This window comes from Neoroseomonas lacus, assembly GCF_014644535.1.
In the GTDB taxonomy this organism is placed as follows: Bacteria; Pseudomonadota; Alphaproteobacteria; order Acetobacterales; family Acetobacteraceae; genus Neoroseomonas; species Neoroseomonas lacus.
The window spans coordinates 98,682-116,680 of the sequence record NZ_BMKW01000014.1 but is presented as its reverse complement, the minus strand read 5'-3'; the positions used below and the strand labels follow the sequence as shown (position 1 = coordinate 116,680).

Here is a 17,999-nt window from a genome sequence, read left to right as displayed (position 1 = left end):
CGCGAAGGCCATCACCAGAGGCCGGGCAGCCACAGCGACAGGACCGGTGCGAGGACCAGCAGGATGATGCGCACCACATCCGAGGCGCAGAAGGCGGCGACACCCTTGTAGGTCTCGCTCATCGGCACGTCCTTCGCCATGGCGTTGATGACGAACAGGTTGAGGCCGAAGGGCGGCGAGATCATCCCGACCTCGACACTGACGAGGACCAGGATGCCGAACCACACCAGCACTTGCTGCGGGTTCATGCCGAAGTCGAGGGCGAGCATGAGCGGGATGAAGATGGGCAGCGTCAGCAGCACCATCGCCATGCTTTCCATGAAGCAGCCGAGGATGAAGTAGATCAGCAGGATGGCGAAGAGCACGACGAGCGGCGGCAGGTCCATCGCCGCCACCGTCGCGGAGAGTTCCGCCGGCACGCGCGACAGGGCGAGTGCCGCGCTGAACAGTTCCGCGCCGAGCAGCATGATGAAGATCAGCCCGGTGGTCTCGGCGGTGGAGAGCAGGCTTTCCTTCAGCCCCTGCCAGCGCATGCCGCCGAGAGTGACCGCGAGCACGCCGGTCGCCGCGGCGCCGATGGCCGCCCCTTCGGTCGCGCTGAACCAGCCCGCATACATGCCGGTGACGACGAGCACGAAGACCAGGATGACCGGCCAGACCTCCAGCGTCGGCTTCCAGCGGGACGACCAGGGCAGGCGCTCGGCCGGCGGCGCGGCAGCCGGGTACAGCCGGGCATAGAGGTTCACCACCGCCATGTAGCCGGCGGTCGCGAGGATGCCGGGGATGACGGCGGCGATGAACAGCACACCGATGCTCTGCTCAGTGTAGATGGCGTAGATGACCAGGATCACCGAGGGCGGGATCAGGATGCCGAGCGTGCCGCCCGCCGCCAGCGTGCCGGTGGACAGCGCGGGCGAATAGCCGTGGCGGCGCATCTCGGGCAGCGCCACCTGGCTCATTGTCGCGGCGGTGGCGAGGGAGGAGCCGCAGATGGCGCCGAAGGCCGCGCAGCCGCCGATGGTCGCGACCGCGAGGCCGCCGCGCCAATGGCCGAACCAGGCGCGTGCGGCGTTGAACAGCGCGCGGTTCAGCCCGCCCTTGGTGGCGAAATCCCCCATCAGCAGGAACAGCGGGATGACCGACAGCGTGTAGGAGGAGAATTTGCTGAACGGCATGCTGCGCAGCGTCGCGAGCAGCGGCGTCCAGCCGGTGATGGCGGCATAGCCGAGCCCGCCCACCAGCAGCATCGCCACGCCCACCGGCATGCGCAGGGCAATCAGCAGCAGCGCGGCCGCGAACATCAGCAGCCCGATCTCGAAGCCAGTCATGCAGGGTGCCGTGCCTCACTGAACCGTTCGATCGCGACGAAGAAGGCCGTCACCGTCCAGAGCGCGAGGCCGACCGCCGCCCCCGCATAGCCCCACCAATAAGGGAGTTCGAGGAACATGGTGGCGCGTTCGCGGTCCCATTGCCCGTAGGTGCCGTCGATGGTCTGCACCGCCAGCACCGTCGCGACCAGCGCGACGCAGCCGCGCATCACCGCGTCGAGCCAGGCGAGGCCGCGCGCCGGCAGCCGCGCAGTGAAGACATCGACGATGACATGGCTGCCGCGCATTTCCGCCCAGGGCAGGTACAGCGCGACGGCGATGCCGAGGCACATCTCGACGACTTCCGAATCACCCAGGATCGGGCGCCCGACCAGGCCACGCCCGACCGAGGCGCAGGTGACGCCCACCGCCACCAGCAGCAGCGCGCCGCCAAGCAGCGCTCCGACCTGGGCGAGGCCGGTCAGCAGCGCGCGCAGCCGAGTCACGAACGGGCGGAGGCGGCGATCGCCTGGATATCCTCGAACATCGCGCGGCCATTGCGGCCACGACGGGTCATCTCGGCGATCCAGGCGTCGTAGACGGGCTGCACGGCGGTGCGCCAGCGCGCCTTTTCCTCATCCGGGATCTCGATGATCTCGTTGCCGGCGGCAGCCTTGGTGGCATCGATGGCCGGCTGGGTCTGGCTGTCCCAGATCTCGCCGAGGCGGGCGGAGAGCGGCGCGCCGGAATCGGCGTCGATTACCGCCTTCAGGTCGGCCGGCAGGCGGTTGTAGGAACGCTGGCTCATCAGCGTCAGGATCATGCCCTGGAAGATGCCGCCACGCGGCTCGGAGTGGAACTTCGCGACCTCGTAGAAGCGGAAGGGCTGGGTGATCGCCCAGTTGATCATCATGCCTTCCACCTGACCGCGCGCCAGTGCCTCATAGACACCCGGCAGCGCGATGCCGACCGGGGTGCCGCCGAGGGCGGTGACCGCCTCGCCGATCCAGCGGCCGGCGACGCGGATGCGCATGCCGCGCCAATCCTCCAGCGTGCGGATCGGCTTGCGGGTGGTGTGCACCAGCGCGCGGTCGGTCGCGTTGATGGCGACGATCTTGATGCCGCGGAATTCGTTGTCGGCCAGGTGCTTCTGCACGAAGTTGAAGGCGGCCGGGCTCTCGGAGACCGACAGGCCAGTGTTCATGAAGGGAAGTTCGAGGCCCTCGACGCCCATGAAACGGCCAGGAGTGAAGCCGGGCACGGTCCAGATCAGGTCCACCACGCCGTCTTCGAGCTGCTGCACCAGGTCGCGCGGCTGCCCGCCGAGCTGCATGGCCGGATAGACCTCGACCTTGATGCGCCCGCCGGAGGCCGTGGCGATGCGTTCCGCCCAGCGATCGAGGTGCATGGTGTGGTCGAGCGCGGTGGGCGAGGAGAAGGAATGCAGCCGGAAGGTGAATTGTGGTGCGCCCTGCGCGCGCACCAGGGCCGGGAGCACCACGCCCGCCGCCGCCAACCCAAGAAGGTCACGCCGCTGTATCATCGTCAGCCCCTTGCCATCCCTGCGGGCATCCTCGCCCGGTACATCCGGCGAGGTCCAGCAAATGGCGTTCCACACGTCGGCGTGTGGCCGTCAGTCGCGCGCGAAGGTGTCGCAGGCCTCGATCCGCCCGCTGTCCAATCCGCGGCGGAACCAGCCGACGCGCTGGGCGGAGGTGCCGTGGGTGAAGCTCTCGGGCGAAATATAGCCGCGGCTGGCACGCTGGAGGCGGTCATCGCCGACCGCGGCGGCGGCGTTCAGCCCTTCCTCGATATCGCCCTTCTCGAGGATGTTGCGCGTCTCCTGCGCACGGCGTGCCCAGACACCAGCCAGGCAGTCGGCCTGAAGCTCGATACGCACCTGCATGGCGTTGGAGGCCGCCTCCCCCTGCCCGCGCCGCGCCTGATCGACGCGGCCGAGCATGCCCATCAGGTTCTGCACATGATGGCCGACCTCATGCGCCACAATATAGGCGGCGGCGAAATCCCCGCGCGCACCGAGGCGCTGCTGCAGTTCGGCCATGAAGTCGAGGTCGATGTAAACGCGCCGGTCGACCGGGCAATAGAAGGGGCCCATCTGCGCCTGGGCATGGCCGCAGCCGGATTGCGTCGCGCCGCTGAACAAGACCAGCCTGGGGTCTTCATAACGCGCGCCACGCCGGGCGAATTCGGCGCGCCAGACCTCCTCCGTCTCGCCCAGCACCTGGGCGATGAAGCGGCGGCCGGCGTCGTCGCGCGGCGCGGCCTGCTGCCGGGCGGCCGGCGTCGGTTCGGCAAGCTGGCCCTGCAACAACACGGCAGGATCGACGCCGAGCAGCAGGCCAATGATGACAATGACGACGGTGCCGAGGCCGCCGCCGACCACCACGCCGCGGCCCGTGACGCGCTGGCCGCGCCGGTCCTCGACATTGTCGCTCTCCGGACCGTCGAGACGCATGGCGCTGCTCCGCTACAGGTTGCCTCGCAACAACGCGGCAAGAGCCGGAGAGATGCCTCCCGTCATGCGACCGACCGGCGCGGCGTAGGATCCGGCATGGGGCTTGGGCAGGCGCAGCGCGACCAGCATCTCCGCCATGCGAACGCCGCAGGCCATGCCGTCTAGCAACGGCACCGGGGCGGCGGCCTGCAGCCGGTTGTCGAAGCCGGCCAGCGCGGCCCCGGCCAGCACCACGGCATTGGCGCCCTCGGCCGCCAGCGCCTTGGCCGCGGCAAGCACCTTGGTGCCGACGCTGTCGGGGTCGGCCACCGCCTCGGGCGGCGAGGCGTTGACGGCGACGATGTCGGCCAGGCGGGAGTCGAGGCCGTAGCGGGCCATCAATTCGCGATACTGTTCGACCCCGCCGAAGGTGATCAGGCCGAAGCGGCCCCCGAGCATGCAGGCTGTCAGGCAAGCGGCCTCGGTCATGCCGACCACCGGGCAGGGCATCATCTGCCGCGCGCCATCGAGCGCGGTGTCATGGCTGACGGCGAGCAGCACGGCGTCGACGCTGCCGGCATGTTCGGCGAGCAGTTCCAGCATCGCATGGCCGGCGACGATGTTCTCCGCCCGCGTCGAGACCACGGCGGGGCCGAAGCGCGGCGTGGCGGCGACGATCTCGGTGCCCGGCGCGGCGACGGCGCGCGCGGCCTCGGCGCAGGCGTGGGTGATCGCCTCGGTGGTGTTGGCGTTGGCGACCAGCAGGCGCATCAGCCGGGTTCCGCCACGGTGCGGCGCGAATGCGCCATGGTGATGCGCAGGCGGCGGAATTCCTGTGCGGCTTCCGGGGCGTCGGGGGCCGCCTCGACCAGGGTGCGCAGCTTCCACACCAGATGCGGGTTGAACAGCATGAGGTCGCCGGGCCGCGGTTCGATGCGCAGCATCAGGGCCGGTTCGGCGCAGACCTTGTCGAGCAGGTCGAAGGCCGGGCGCAGGCCGACGGGCAGGGGCGGCGCGCCTGGCTGCGGCATCCGCGCGGCTTCCTCGACCGCGTGGCGGGTATAGCGTGCTGCGAAGGCGCCGCCGGTCACGGTGAAGACGGCGCGCAGGACGGGTTCGCCTTCCTCGATCAACGGCGCGGGTTCGTAGAGTTCGGCGAGCGCGGCGCGGTCGCTGCGCATGATTTCATTGTGCACGGCGCCGGCGGAGACCAGCACATGGGGCGGCGCCTCCGGTCCGTTGGTCATGCAAAGCAGCGCGATGGCGTCGCAGGCCTCGGTGTGGAAGCGCGGCGGGCCGGAGCGCGTGCCGGCCTCGGTGAGGGGAAGGCCGATCAGGCGGCTGACCGCCGGTGCCTGGCCGTTCAGCGGCTTGCCGAGTTCCATGCCGAGCGCGAGCAGCGCGGCTTCGGCCGCGGCCGCGCCGTGGCGGTCGAAGGGCAGGCCACGCAGCAGGCAGAAGCCGCGGCCGGTGTCGAGCCGGGTGGTGACATCGGCGAGGATCGGCGCGAGGCGGGTCAGCGCCGGCACCGGGGCGGCGGCATGCGCGGCGGTCAGCGCGGCTTCGAGTTCAGCGGCCTCTTCTGTGCCGACGGGCACCATCCAATCCGCGGCGGTGAGGTCGCCCGCCGCCCAGACGGCGGGGCCGGTCTGGGGCACGGGCCTCGGGCGGGGTCGCGAGGGGGGGTTCATACACGTATTGGTAGCATGTGCGGTGCGTCAGGTCACAAGGCGCCCACCTTCTTGCCGGATCGGCGGGACGGGTCGAACCTGCGCCGGTCCTATCGCCGGAGAGAACGCATGATCGACTTCCCCGCCACCGCCCTGCCCTTCGACACCGAGGAGATCCTCGCCAGGCTGACGCGCTGGTCGGCCTGCGAGAGCCCGACATTCGACGCGGCGGCGGTGAACCGGATGATGGACATGGCGGCGCGGGACCTGGCGCTGCTGGGCGCGCGAATCGATCGAATTCCGGGTCGGATGGGACTCGGTGACTGCGTGCGGGCGCGCTTCCCGCATCCGGCCGGGGATGCAGCGCCGGGCATCCTGGTGCTGGCGCATCTCGACACGGTGCATCCAGTCGGCACGCTGGCGAAGCTGCCGATCCGGCGCGAAGGCAACAAATGCTATGGCCCGGGAATCCAGGACATGAAGGGCGGCACGGTGCTGGCGGTCGAGGCGATGCGCCAGATCCTCGCCGCCGGGATGGCGACGCATCTGCCGGTGACTTTCCTGCTGACCAGCGACGAGGAGATCGGCAGCCCGTCGACGCGCGACATCATCGAGGCGGAGGCGCAGCGCAACCGCTTCGTGCTGGTGCCGGAGCCGGCGCGGCCGGATGGCGGGGTGGTGACGGGGCGGTATGCAATCGCGCGGTTCAACCTCAAGACTACGGGGCGGCCATCGCATGCCGGCGCAAGGCTGGCGGAAGGGCGCAGCGCGATCCGCGAGATGGCGCGGCAGATCGTCGCCATCGAGGACATGACGACGGAGGATTGCACCTTCTCTGTCGGCGTCATTCATGGCGGGCAGTGGGTGAATTGCGTGTCCACCACTTGCGAGGCGGAATCGCTGTCGATGGCCAAGCGGCAGGAGGACCTCGATGCCGGCGTGCGGAAGATGCTGGCGCTGCGGTCTAACGCCAATGACGTGTCGCTGGAGGTGACCCGCGGCGTGACGCGGCCGGTGTGGGAGCCGGATGCGAAGGGGATGGCGCTGTATGACCAGGCGCGGAAGATCGCGAATGCCATCGGCTTCGACATCAATCCGCAGAGCGCGGGCGGCGGGTCGGATGGGAATTTCACTGGGGCGCTGGGGGTGACGACGCTCGACGGGCTCGGCGTGCAGGGGGCACTGGCGCATACGCTGGAGGAGCATGTGCTGGTGGACAGCCTGGTGCCCCGGGCGAAGCTGCTGGCGGGGCTGATGACGACGCTGGCGTGAAGGGCGCGGCGGAAATGCTTGCGCCATTTCATTTTGATTTCGTATCGTTCAGCATTGGCCGTCACGCATGGCTGAATGGAATGGCACATGAAGATCGTCGCAGGTTTGGCCTACAGCCTCATCCTTGCCGGCTGCGCCACCACCCCGCCGCCGGGTGAGCGGATGACCCGGGCGGCCTTCATTGAGCTTGTGCGCGGCAATACGATGGAAAGTCGCAGCAATGATGGCTGGGTAGCCCGCACCTATGCCACGCCGGACCTCGAACAACGCGGGTCCGCACGCCAGCCGAACGGCACCGAAACGCGCTATGTCGGCCGCATACGTGCGGCCGAATTCGGGTTCTGCTCGCAATCGCCACAATTGCGGGGTGGCGCCGAACGCTGTTTTGACGTGTGGCGCGACGGCACGACGCTGCGGGCCTACTGGAACGGATCGCTGTGGACGACAATGACAGTGCAGCCTGGCAATCCGTTCAGCCTGTAGCGCAACGCCTGTCGGTGTCCAATTCAGAAGGCGCCTTTCGGCGCATACCGTCCCTGTATTGGCAACCTCGGCACGACTGAAAGATTGCGTGCCGTTGGCGATATCACGCGGATACTCAGCCCGAACGTCGGCCCGTCAGCAGCACCAGCGCAGCGAAGCCCTGCAAGACCGAAGCGGCGATGAAGATCAGCGCCGGATCGACCGCCCGCAGCAGCCCGAACGCTGCCGGGGCGAAGGCATAGGCCGCCTGGCCGCAGGCGGTGATCAGCGCCACCGCACGCGCCGTATCGGCCGGCGCGAAGTCCGTCTGCGCGATCAATGGCGGCATCGACGTGGCGTTGCCGAGGCCCAGCCCGAACAGCGCGATGCCGAGCAGCAGCAGCGCCACGTCCGTCCCGCCGGCCGCGAGCAGCACCCCCGAGCCAGTCAGTTGCAGCGCGTAGTTGCCGGCCGCCGCGCGGCGACGGTTCATCCCCGGCCGCAGCACCCAGCCCATGCCGGTGCGCCCGAGAATGGCGCAGACCGTCATCATCCCCGCCACCAGACCGGCGCGCTGCGCGCCGAGCGGGGCGACCAGCATCGAGAGCAGATGCGCGATCAGCCCGACCTGCGCGAAGAGGCCGAGCGTGCTGCCGAGGGTGAGCGTGAGGAAACGTCGTTCACGCCACAGGCCGCGCGCGGGCATCGGTGCGATGGCGGGGGCCGTGTGGGTCGTGGTGGTGGCGGGCGGGGCCTCGCCATCCGGCTGCTGGCCGAGGGCGGCCGGGCCATGCGCCAGGTAGCGCGACGAGAGCCACCACAGCACCGCGGCCATGGTCAGCCCGATCAGCGCCGCCGTCGCCGGAAAGCCAACCCAGGCGATCAGCATGATCCAGAGTGGCGAGAGCACCACGCCACCGACACTCGCGCCGTTGTAGGCGGTGCTGAGGGCGGCGGGGCGGCGGCGGATGAACCAGGGGGAGACCATGGCGTTGATCGCCGCCGCGCCTGTCATCGCCCAGCCGGCGCCGCTCAGCGCGGTGGCGGCGAAGAGTTGCCATGGCGCGGCGGCGAGCGCCCAGCCGAGCACGCCCACCCCCGACAGCACGCCACTCAAGCGCGTGACGCCCGGCACGCCGAAGCGGCGATGAATGGCCGGCAGGTTGGCGACGACGAGCGCGCCGAGCAGGAAGTGACAGGTGACGGCGGCGGAGACGAGCGGGATGGACCAGCCGCGAGACTCATGAACCGCGAACAGGAAGACCGGCGGGCCGTAGAAGCCGACTCCCCAGCCGAAGATCGCGACAGTGAAGGCGGCCCAGACGACGCGCCAGCCGGTGAAGGCTGGTGGGGCGGCGGTCATGCCCGGTGGTGCCTCGGTGGTGATGGCAGACATGAAGCGCGCTCCGTGATGGGGCGCGCAACCTGGACTGCGCGATGTCGCGCATGCTGCGGTGCGCGCCGAAGCATGCGCGCTATTTGCCGCCGTCCACGCTCAGCACCTGGCCGTTGATGTAGTTCGCCATAGGCGAGGCGAGGAACAGCACGGCGTTGGCGATGTCCTGCGCCTCGCCGAGACGTCGCGAACCGATGGAGGCGATGACGCGCGCCTGGCCTTCGGGGCCGTAGGCTTCCCACTGCTTGATGGAGGCGGGGTTGGACAGGATCAGCCCCGGCGCGACGGAATTCGCGTTGATGCCGTGCGGACCGAGTTCATGCGCGAGTTGTCGCGTCAGGCCGATCAGCCCGTGCTTCGCGCTGGTATAGGCCTGGATGCCGGTGCGCGAGGGTTGCAGCCCGGCGCCGCTGCTGATGGTGACGATGCGGCCTCGGCCCGCGCGCTTCATGCCCGGGGCCACCGCCCGGGCGAGCATGAAATGCGCATGCAGGTTGATGGCGATGATGTCGTGCCAATCGCTTTCGGGGACATCCTCGATGGGGCGCATCACCTGGCCGCGCACGCCGCCGGCGTTGGAGGCCAGGACGCCGATCGGGCCCTGGCTGCGCTTCTCGATATCGGCAATCCAGGCTTTCGGCGCACTGGGTGCGGTGAGGTCGAAGGCGCTGGTGTGGATGGCGCCGGGGTGGTCGGCGGTCTGTTCCAACTCGCTCGCCGAAAGGTCCGTGGCGAAGACCTGCGCGCCGAGGGCGGCGAAGGATTGCGCGATGGCACGGCCGAAGCCGTGGCCGGCGCCGGTGACCGCGACGGTCACGCCGGTGAAGTCGTATTCCTTCATGGCGATAGCATCTCCGTGAGGTTGGCATCCGACATCGGACGCGTGCCGGCTTCGCATTCATGCATCAGCGTCACCAGCCGCCGCACGGAAGGGCAGTCGATGCCATGCGTCGCGCCGATGGTGGCGATGGGGGCGATCTGCACGTCGATCTCGGTGCGGCGATGGCGCACCCAGAGGTCGCGCCAGACGCCTGAATGCGTCTTGGCATTGGGGCGGTTGAACTCCACCATGGCGGCGACAGAGGCAGCGGCCTGCGCTTCGGTCGCACCAGGCGAGAAGGCCGCCGGCTCGAAGCCGTTGAAGCCGAGCGGGGTGACGCCCTCGGCACGGGCGACGGCGATGGCCTCGGCGCCGAGGGCGCGCCACAGGGGCAGCAATTCGGGGCGGGCGAGACAATCGGCGATGCCCTTCTCACCCAGCGCCTGGGCGAAGAGCATCGCGCCATAGCCGAGCTTGCCCCAGAGATAACCCCAGATGGTCGGGGTGATGATGGCGTTGGGCTCGAAGGCCGTGGCGAGCAGCGCATGCAGCGCGGTCAGCCGCGGCGTCGTCGTGCCGTCGAGTTCGCCGAGCACCAGTGCGCCGCGGCCGCCATACATGATCTGCCCCGGCCCGTGCCAATCAGCCGAGAAGTTCACGAAGCAGCCGATGGTCCGTTCGCGGCCAACGATGGGCGCGATGATCGTCTCGTTCAGGCCGTTCTGTAGGGAAAGCACATAGCCGTCCTCGGCAAGGTGCGGCAGCAGCGCGCGGGTGGCGGCTTCGGTGTGATGCGCCTTCACGCAGAGGAAGATGCGACGGTAGGTGCCCTGCACTGCTTCCGGCGTGAAGGCGGGGGCGGTGATGCGGTGCGGGTCCACCGGGCCTTCGATGGAGAGGCCGCGGGATGGGTCGGCGATGGCGGCGACGTGGTTGGTCTCGATGTCGACGAAAGTGACGGGCTGGCCGGCCCGCACCAGCGCGGCGCCGACCGTGCCGCCGATGGCGCCGGCGCCCCAGACCAGGATCGGGTCGCCATCGACCGCTGCCGCTGCATTCGTCATGAGAGCCCTTCCCGCCTAGACGGCCTGCCGGGGCCGCCGCACTGTGCGTCACGCTACGCTGGAGGCTGTCGCCGTCAATGCATCAGGGCGTGTCGGGGAATCTGCGCGGCGGCGCGTTGATGGCGGTGGCGGCGGTGATCTTCGCCGCCGAGGCGCTGGCGATCCGGCTGATGACCGCGCGGGGCATTCCGGTGGAGATGCAGGTTTTCGCGCGGTCGCTCGGGCAGTTGTTCTGGGTGGCGCCGTTGATCGCGCGGTCCGGGCTCGCGGTGTTCCGTACCACGCGGCCCGGGCTGCATCTGCTGCGCGGTGCATCGAGCCTGCTGACCTGGGGGCTCTACTACGCGTCCTTCGGGCCGCTCGACCTAGCAACGGCGACGGTGTTGTCCTTCACCAATGTGATGTTCACCACGCTGCTGGCCGGGCCGGTGCTGGGCGAGCGCGTCGATCGCTGGCGCTGGGCGGGCACGATCGCGGGGTTCGTCGGCGTGGCGGTGATGCTGCGGCCGGGGACGACGGTGTCGACGCTGGGTGTTGCGTTGGCTTTGGCCTCGGCGGTGACGTGGTGCGGGATCACGCTGTCATCGCGCGTGCTGGCGCAGCAGGACAGGAACGCGACGATCATGGCCTGGGTCGGGCTGGTGACGAGTGCGGGGTCGGCGCCCTTCGCGGTGATGGCGTGGGTGCCGTTGGGGGTATTCGATTGTGCGGTTCTGATGGCGGTTGCGTGCATCGCGCCGGGGATCATCTGGCTGATCACCAGCGCGTATCGGTTTGGCGAGGCGTCGGCCATCGCGCCGTTCCAGTATCTGCGGCTGATTTTCGTCACCGGCTTCGGCTGGCTGTTTTTTCAGGAGGTGCCAGATGGCTGGACCTGGGCCGGCGCCGTGGTGATCCTGACCGGCGCCTTGATCGTGACCCTGGCCGAGGCGCGCCGTTCGATTTCGCAGAAATCGCCCGAAGGTCCAGGGAACTGAGTTCCCTGGCGGGGTGCTCGAGGGGCGGCGCCCCTCGACCTTATTCGACGTACCCCGACTCGACGATGGCCGCGTCGAGCGGCGTGCTGTCGAAGGCGAAGTCGGCATAGCCACGCCGCAGCCGCCGCACATATTCACCGGCTGGCGGCCCCGGCCGGATGCGGATTTCTTCATAGGTCCAGGCTTGGCTGCCATCCGGCAGGGGGACGAGGATGCGGGCATAGGTGCGCGGCCCCTCGAAGCGGTCGAGCGCGTCGAGATCCGCCTGGGTGATGCGCCACAGCCCGATCGGGCAGTCGGCGGTGTCGTCGCGACGGATCAGCGCGTATTTGCGCAACACTAGGCGCCAGCCCGGCAGGAGCAGGCTGCCGACTACCTCCGCGTCGGGGCAGCGGCGGCGCATCTGGTCGCGCCACAGGTTGCTGCCATAGGCTGCGTAGGGTTCGGGAAGGAAAGCGGGCATGCAGGCACCTCGGCCGGTCGATCGGATCGAGATAACGACACTGGTGGACAACGTCACGGACAGCCTTTCCTCGACGCCGCCTTTCGTCACGCGGGAATGGGTGCGGTTGCAGCAGAAGGGGATGAAGCGGACCGCGGGCGGGTCGCTGTGCTGTGCCAATCATGGGCTGTCGCTGGTCATCACGGTCGAGGCGGATGGCGAGCGGCGCAGCATCCTGTTCGATGGCGGGCCGGTGGATTACGCGGTGGAACGCAATGGGCCGCGGCTTGGGGTCGATTTCGGCGCGATCGAGGCGATGGTGCTCTCGCATGGGCATTGGGACCATGCGGGCGGGCTGCCTAAGGCGATTGAGATGGTGCGCGCCGCCAATGGTGGGCAGCCGGTGCCGCTGCATCTGCATCCGGGGATGTTCCGCGAGCGCGGCAGCCGCCAGTCGGATGGCGGCGTGCTGCCGATGGACCGCGTGCCGACGCCGGCGGATTGGGCGGCGATGGGGGCGGTGCCGCATGTCTCGCGCGAACCGGCCGTCATTGCCGGCCATGTGCTGGTGAGTGGCGAGATCCCACGGGTGACGGAATACGAGACCGGCCTACCCGGCCAGGTGGCGCGGGATGACGACGCGGCGGACTGGCAGCCGGATGAATGGCTCGTCGATGAACGCTTCGTCGCCGTGCACCTCCGCAGCAAGGGGCTGGTCGTCTTCTCCGCCTGTTCGCATTGCGGCATCGTCAACGTGCTGCATGAGGCGCGCCGGCTGATGCCCGACATCCCGCTGCTCGCGGCGATGGGCGGCTTTCATCTGTCGGGCACGAATGAACGCATCATTCCGCAGACCGTGGCCGATCTCGGCACCTTTGGCATGCGCTGGATGTTTCCCTCGCACTGCACCGGATGGCGCGCGCTGAACGCCCTGGAACGCGCCTATGGCGAGGCCGTCGTGGTGCCGGGGGCGGTGGGCAAGACCTTCGTGCTGGAGGCGTGATCCTTCTTCTTCAGGCGGCGCCGCTGCTGTTGCTGTTGGGGCTGCTGGTCTCGGGGCGTGCGGGACCGTTGCCCGCGGTGCTGGCGGCGCTGGCGCTGGCGCTGCCGGCGGCCTTCGTGTCGCTGCCGGCCGGCACGGGATTCGTGGCCTTCCTGGCGGATGAGGCGGAGCGTGGCAGCTTCCTCGCGCTTCAGCCGATCGGCGTCGTGCTGGGCGGGTTGCTGTTTCATGGCGCGGTGCAGGGGCGTGGCGACGCGGCGGCGCGGCAGAGTGCGACGCCACGCGCGATCTTCACCGCGACGCTGCTGATGGGCGTGTTCATGGAGAGCGTGACGGGCTTCGGCGTCGGCGCCGTCTTCGCGCTGGCGGCGCTGCGCTCGATGGGATTGCGCGGGCCGCCGGCGGCGGCGTTGGCGCTGCTGGCGCTGTGCCTGATCCCGTGGGGCGGGCTTGGGCCTGGCACGGCGCTGGGCGCGGCGCTGCTCGGCATGCCGGCGCAGGCGATCGCGGCACTGACGGCGCTGCCCAATGCGGTGTGGGTGCTGGTGCTCGGGCCGGTGTGCTGGCGCCTCTCGGCGTCGGCAGGCGTGCCGGTGCAGGGGCGCGAGCGGGCGACGCAGATGGCGCTGCTGGCGGTGATGGCGGCGATCCTGGTCGCCGGCCACTGGGTGGTGCCCTTCGAAGTGCTGGGCATCCTCGGTGCTGGCGTGCCGCTGCTGGTGGCCTTGTGGCTGGCCGAGCCGCCGCGCGACGGCGCCGGCTGGCGACGCGCCATGCGGGCGCTGTGGCCCTATGCGCTACTGACCGTGGCCTTGCTCGCGGCACGGGCGGTGTCGAATCCGCCATCCTTCCATCCCTATGACGGGCTGCCGGCGTTTCCGGTGACGCATGTCGCCGTGGTGTTGATGGTGGTGGCCGCCGGCATCCTGCTGACGCGGCCCGCTGCGGGGCGACGCGCAACGGAGGCGTTGAGGCGCGCGGCGCGGCCGGCGGCGGTGCTGCTGCTGTACGTGTTGCTGGCGCGCTGGATGGCCGGCAGCGGTGCCACAGGCGCGCTGGCGAATGCAGCGGCGGGCGCGCTGGGTGACCTCGCTCCCTATGCCGTGCCGGTGCTGGGTCTGGCGGCGGGGATGGTGACGGGCAGCAATGTCGGATCGAACGCAGCGATGATGCCGGTGCAGCAGGCGCTGGGCCTGGCCGCCGGGCTGCCGCCACTGTTGGCGCCGGCGGTGCACAACTTCGCCGGCGCGGCCGGGGCGGGCATGTCCTTCGCGGGGACGGCGCTGGTCTGCGGGTTGCTCGCGGATGGCACGCGGCCGGCGCAGGTGTGGCGGCTGCTGCTACCTTCCTTCGCCGCGGTGATCCTGCTCGGCTGGGCGACGGTCGCGTTGCTGCGGTAACGCGGCTCTTGATCTGTCATCGATTTAAATAACTTGAACATGGCTACTAAATTACATGGAAGAAACTTGCCGCGCGGCTGGCGGTAGCTAGCGTCGCGCGGCAATTCAGCCTGCCCATTCGGGGCGGCGCCGGGAGTGACGCATGGATAGCCTGATCGCGGCGGCGCCGCGCTTTTTCGAGATTCTCTGGTTGAATATCGTGTTGTCGGGAGACAATGCGGTGGTGATCGGCATGGCGGCCGCGGGCCTGCCGCTGGCGATGCGCAACAAGGCGGTGATGTTCGGCATCATCGCCGCGGCGGTGCTGCGCATCATCTTCTCAGTCTTCGCGACCTACCTGCTGGGTCTGTGGTGGATCGCCTTCCTGGGTGGTGCGGCGCTGCTCTACATCGCCTGGTCCTTCATGAAGGAACTGCTCCATCACGGCGAGGAGGAAGGCAGCGAGGCCGGCGAGGTGAAGGAGAAGACGCTCGCCGCCGCGCTGTGGCAGATCGTCGTCGCCGACGTGTCGATGAGCCTCGACAACGTGTTGGCGGTGGCGGCGGTCGCGCGCAACGACATCACGATGCTCATCATCGGCCTGACCGTTTCCATCGTCATGATGGGCGTTCTGGGCGGCTTCCTGGCGCGGTTGCTCGATCGGTTCAAGTTCATTGCCTATATCGGCGTGGCGCTGATCGCCTGGATCGGTCTCGAACTGATGTGGGACGGCACGCTGAACGCCAATGCGGCACTGCATATGGGCCTGCCGCTGCCAGCCCCGCATGGCGAGGTCGCACATTGATCTCCGGCACGGCCTTCGCGTAGAGGGCTAGGCAAGCGGGCGGCACTGGACGCCGCCCGCGAGGGAGAGACCCCAGGAAATGACCCTGACCCGTCGCGCGGCCTTCGCCGCGCTGGCCCTTGCCGCCGCGGCCGCGAGCCCCGCGCGCGCGCAGACCACCATCACCATTCAGCACCCGTTGCCGAGCGCCAGCCATTACGGCGCCGGCGCCGCCGCGCTGAAGGAAAGCTTCGAGCAGGCGACCGGCGGGCGCTATCGCATCAACATCCAGCGCAACGACAATGAGCGCGAGATCATCGAGAGCGTGCAGATCGGCACCGTCGAATGCTATCTCGGCTCGACCGGCCCGGTCGGCAATTTCGTCCCCGCCGTGCGGGTGGTCGATGTGCCGTTCCTGTTCCGCGACTACGCCCATGCGCGTGGCGTGCTCGATTCGGAGATCGGCCAGTCCATCCTGCAGCAATTCAATGCGCGCGGCCTGGTCGGCGTGATCTGGATGGAGAACGGCTTCCGCCACCTGACCAATTCGCGCCACGCGGTGAACAACCCGGCGGATGTGCGGGGGCTCAAGGTCCGCACCATGGAGAACCCGGTGCACATGCGCGCCTTCTCCACCCTCGGCGCGCTGCCGACGCCGATGGCGTTCAGCGAGCTGGTGCCGGCGCTGCAGCAGGGCACCGTCGATGGGCAGGAGAACCCGATCCCGGTGATCGTGGCGAACAACCTGAACCAGGTGCAGCGCTTCCTGACGCTGACCGCCCACGTCTATTCGCCGGGGCTGCTGATCTGCAACCCGGCGATGATGCAGCAGATGTCGGCGGCCGATCGCACGGCCTTCCTGGCGGCCGCGCGCGCCGGTCAGCAGGCGAATCGCGACCGCGTCAGCGCCGACGAGGCCTCGGGCGTCGCGGCGCTGCGCCAGCGCGGCATGGAGGTGGTGACCCAGGTCGATACCGCGGCGTTCCAAGCCGCACTCGCCCCGGCCTTCGCGCAGTACGAGCGTGAGCTCGACGCCGCCACGCTGCGTCGCATCCGCGCTTGGCAGCCGAACTGACCATCCGGTTGGGAATGCGCCCCATGGCACATTCTCCCCTCCGGCGCCGGCCCGCTCTCGTGCAAGATCGCCGGTGAGCCCCGGCTCAAACCGTCCCTGATCCTGGCCGCATGGCGAGGATCAGGGCATTCGCCCAAGAACGAGGCAAACGCTGGAAGCCCTTGCCGGAGGCAGCATTGCCAGCGGCCTCGGTGCCCGGCTATGTGCCCATCAATAACTAATATGGAGGAAGCACGCCTATGACCCTGACCCGACGCCTGGCCCTCGCCGCCGTCCTGGCCGCACCGCTGGCCGCCGCGCCCGCGATGGCGCAGACCCAGATCACCGTCCAGCACGCCCTGCCCGCCAACAGCCACACCGGCGTCGGCGCCTCAACCTTTGGCCAGGCTTTCGAACGGCTGACCAATGGCCGCTACAAGGTTGTCATCCAGCGCAACGACAATGAGCGCGAGATGGTCGAGAGCGTCCAGATCGGCACCATCGACTGCACCTTCACCTCGACCGGCCCGGTCGGCAATTTCGTGCCCGAGGTGCGTCTCTTCGACGTGCCCTTCCTGTTCCGCGACGCGACGCATGCGCGTGGCGTGCTCGACGGCGAGACCGGCCAGCAGGTGCTCGCACGCTTCCCGGCGCGCGGCCTGGTCGGCGTGATCTGGATCGAGAACGGCTTCCGCAACCTGACCAATTCGCGCCATGAGGTGCGCACGCCGGCCGATGTGCGCGGGCTGAAGATCCGCACCATGGAAAACCAGGTGCATATGCGCGCCTTCACGACGCTGGGTGCGCTGCCGACGCCGATGGCGTTCAGCGAGTTGGTGCCGGCGTTGCAGCAGGGCACTGTCGATGGTCAGGAAAACCCGATCTCGGTGATCGTGGCGAACAACCTGAACCAGGTGCAGCGCTACATGACCATGACGCGGCACGTCTATTCGCCGCAGGTGATGATCTGCAATCCGCAGACCGTCGGCCGGCTGAACGCCGCGGACCGCGCGCTGTTCCAGCAGGCGGCGGTCGAGGCGCAAACCGCCAACCGCGCCCGCGTGACCGCCGATGACGACGCCGGGGTGGCCGAGCTGCGCCGCCGTGGCATGACCGTGGTCACCGAGGTCGACACCGCCGCGTTCCAGGCGGCGCTGGCACCGGCTTTCGCGGAATGGGAGCGGACGCTCGATGCCGCGACGCTGCGTCGTATCCGCGACTGGCAGCCGAACTGATCTGCCGGTCTGACTGAACGGGGCGCGACCGTCGGTCGTGCCCCGATGGCCGTCTGGGGGGTTTCAATGAATGCGATGAATGTGCTGCCACTACAGGTGACGGTGGTCGCGACACTCGCCACCGTTGCCCTCGCGATGTGGGCGGGATCAGGTGGTGGCCTGCGCGGTACTGTCCGCCGGTCGATCCTGCTCGCGGACCGTGTGACCACGGGGATCGCGACGCTGGCGGCGAGCCTTGCGCTGACCGTCGCCGTGACGGCCGGCCTATGGCAGGTCGTCGCGCGCTTCGCGACCGAAACCCCCTCCGTGTGGTCCGAGGCGCTGGTGCGCACGGCGCTGATCTGGATGGCCTTCATTGGCGTCGCCGTGGCGCTGCGGGCGGGTGCGCTGGTGTCGATCGACGTCGCGCACCGCTATTCGGGCGGGGGGGTGCGCCGCGCGCTGGAAGCGGCGTCGCTGGCTTCGGCGCTGTCGATGCTCGGCATCATGTTCTGGTTCGGCTGGCTGATGGCGCAGCGGGTGACGTTCCAGGAGATGGCGGGCCTCGAAGTGTCGATGTCCTGGGGATACGCGGCGATTCCGATCGGCGCCGCCTTCGCCATGGTGGGCTCGGTCGCGCACTTCCTCGACAGGCGTTCCGAAGAACTGGATCTGGCCGTATGATGCGGATGAATGATCG

19 protein-coding genes are annotated in these 17,999 nt (G+C 69.2%); 9 read left to right on the top strand and 10 right to left on the bottom strand.

Going from position 1 to position 17,999, the window contains the following annotated elements:
* Window positions 1–11 precede the first annotated feature (11 nt).
* The 6 genes from IEY36_RS24685 to IEY36_RS24660 all read right to left on the bottom strand — a co-directional run bounded on the left by IEY36_RS24685 (window position 12) and on the right by IEY36_RS24660 (window position 5,420).
* A complete protein-coding gene (locus IEY36_RS24685) occupies window positions 12–1,328 on the bottom strand; it encodes a TRAP transporter large permease (RefSeq protein WP_188971919.1) in 1,317 nt (438 codons plus the stop codon).
* A complete protein-coding gene (locus IEY36_RS24680; protein ID WP_188971917.1) occupies window positions 1,325–1,813 on the bottom strand; it encodes a TRAP transporter small permease in 489 nt (162 codons plus the stop codon). Before IEY36_RS24680 ends, IEY36_RS24685 begins: the two co-directional genes overlap by 4 nt.
* Complete coding sequence (locus tag IEY36_RS24675; protein WP_188971915.1) at window positions 1,810–2,850, bottom strand: TRAP transporter substrate-binding protein; 1,041 nt, start codon at window positions 2,848–2,850, stop codon at window positions 1,810–1,812. The genes IEY36_RS24680 and IEY36_RS24675 overlap by 4 nt, the downstream gene beginning before the upstream one ends.
* A gap of 90 nt (window positions 2,851–2,940) precedes the next feature.
* A complete protein-coding gene (ypfJ, locus tag IEY36_RS24670; protein WP_188971913.1) occupies window positions 2,941–3,783 on the bottom strand; it encodes a KPN_02809 family neutral zinc metallopeptidase in 843 nt (280 codons plus the stop codon).
* A 12-nt stretch (window positions 3,784–3,795) separates the two neighbouring features.
* Window positions 3,796–4,533: an aspartate/glutamate racemase family protein gene (locus IEY36_RS24665; RefSeq protein ID WP_188971911.1), complete on the bottom strand. Its 738-nt coding sequence runs from the start codon at window positions 4,531–4,533 to the stop codon at window positions 3,796–3,798.
* Window positions 4,533–5,420 carry a TauD/TfdA family dioxygenase gene (locus tag IEY36_RS24660; RefSeq protein WP_188971909.1) on the bottom strand — a complete coding sequence of 296 codons (888 nt, stop codon included), beginning with the start codon at window positions 5,418–5,420 and terminating at the stop codon, window positions 4,533–4,535. The genes IEY36_RS24665 and IEY36_RS24660 overlap by 1 nt, the downstream gene beginning before the upstream one ends.
* Window positions 5,421–5,561: 141 nt before the next feature.
* Between IEY36_RS24660 and IEY36_RS24655 the strand changes: the two genes are divergently transcribed.
* Window positions 5,562–6,704, top strand: coding sequence for a M20/M25/M40 family metallo-hydrolase (locus IEY36_RS24655; RefSeq protein WP_188971907.1), 1,143 nt, complete (start codon window positions 5,562–5,564; stop codon window positions 6,702–6,704).
* Between the two features lie 87 nt (window positions 6,705–6,791).
* On the top strand, window positions 6,792–7,187 hold the full coding sequence (locus IEY36_RS24650; RefSeq protein WP_188971905.1) for a hypothetical protein: 396 nt from the start codon (window positions 6,792–6,794) through the stop codon (window positions 7,185–7,187).
* Window positions 7,188–7,302: 115 nt separating this feature from the next.
* Here IEY36_RS24650 and IEY36_RS24645 read toward each other — a convergent pair whose 3' ends face one another.
* The 3 genes from IEY36_RS24645 to IEY36_RS24635 form a co-directional block, all read right to left on the bottom strand.
* Window positions 7,303–8,562, bottom strand: coding sequence for an MFS transporter (locus IEY36_RS24645; RefSeq protein WP_229681555.1), 1,260 nt, complete (start codon window positions 8,560–8,562; stop codon window positions 7,303–7,305).
* A 79-nt stretch (window positions 8,563–8,641) separates the two neighbouring features.
* Window positions 8,642–9,403: an SDR family NAD(P)-dependent oxidoreductase gene (locus IEY36_RS24640; RefSeq protein WP_188971903.1), complete on the bottom strand. Its 762-nt coding sequence runs from the start codon at window positions 9,401–9,403 to the stop codon at window positions 8,642–8,644.
* On the bottom strand, window positions 9,400–10,446 hold the full coding sequence (locus tag IEY36_RS24635; protein WP_188971901.1) for a ketopantoate reductase family protein: 1,047 nt from the start codon (window positions 10,444–10,446) through the stop codon (window positions 9,400–9,402). Before IEY36_RS24635 ends, IEY36_RS24640 begins: the two co-directional genes overlap by 4 nt.
* A gap of 89 nt (window positions 10,447–10,535) precedes the next feature.
* Between IEY36_RS24635 and IEY36_RS24630 the strand changes: the two genes are divergently transcribed.
* Window positions 10,536–11,423, top strand: coding sequence for a DMT family transporter (locus IEY36_RS24630; protein ID WP_229681554.1), 888 nt, complete (start codon window positions 10,536–10,538; stop codon window positions 11,421–11,423).
* Window positions 11,424–11,463: 40 nt separating this feature from the next.
* Here IEY36_RS24630 and IEY36_RS24625 read toward each other — a convergent pair whose 3' ends face one another.
* Entirely contained in the window at window positions 11,464–11,886 is a 423-nt protein-coding gene (locus IEY36_RS24625; RefSeq protein ID WP_188971899.1) for a gamma-glutamylcyclotransferase family protein, read from the bottom strand.
* Here IEY36_RS24625 and IEY36_RS24620 point away from each other — a divergent pair.
* The 6 genes from IEY36_RS24620 (at window position 11,885) to IEY36_RS24595 (ending at window position 17,983) form a co-directional block, all read left to right on the top strand.
* Window positions 11,885–12,868: an MBL fold metallo-hydrolase gene (locus tag IEY36_RS24620; RefSeq protein ID WP_188971897.1), complete on the top strand. Its 984-nt coding sequence runs from the start codon at window positions 11,885–11,887 to the stop codon at window positions 12,866–12,868. The genes IEY36_RS24625 and IEY36_RS24620 overlap by 2 nt on opposite strands.
* Entirely contained in the window at window positions 12,865–14,268 is a 1,404-nt protein-coding gene (locus IEY36_RS31150) for an L-lactate permease (protein WP_188971895.1), read from the top strand. The genes IEY36_RS24620 and IEY36_RS31150 overlap by 4 nt, the downstream gene beginning before the upstream one ends.
* 142 nt (window positions 14,269–14,410) lie before the next feature.
* Window positions 14,411–15,052, top strand: coding sequence for a YjbE family putative metal transport protein (locus IEY36_RS24610; RefSeq protein ID WP_188971893.1), 642 nt, complete (start codon window positions 14,411–14,413; stop codon window positions 15,050–15,052).
* A gap of 79 nt (window positions 15,053–15,131) precedes the next feature.
* Window positions 15,132–16,106: a TRAP transporter substrate-binding protein DctP gene (gene dctP, locus IEY36_RS24605; RefSeq protein WP_188971891.1), complete on the top strand. Its 975-nt coding sequence runs from the start codon at window positions 15,132–15,134 to the stop codon at window positions 16,104–16,106.
* Between the two features lie 239 nt (window positions 16,107–16,345).
* Window positions 16,346–17,320 (top strand): DctP family TRAP transporter solute-binding subunit, encoded by a 975-nt coding sequence (locus tag IEY36_RS24600; RefSeq protein ID WP_188971889.1) that lies wholly within the window; start codon window positions 16,346–16,348, stop codon window positions 17,318–17,320.
* A 66-nt stretch (window positions 17,321–17,386) separates the two neighbouring features.
* Window positions 17,387–17,983 carry a TRAP transporter small permease gene (locus tag IEY36_RS24595; protein ID WP_229681553.1) on the top strand — a complete coding sequence of 199 codons (597 nt, stop codon included), beginning with the start codon at window positions 17,387–17,389 and terminating at the stop codon, window positions 17,981–17,983.
* The last annotated feature ends 16 nt before the right edge of the window (window positions 17,984–17,999 follow it).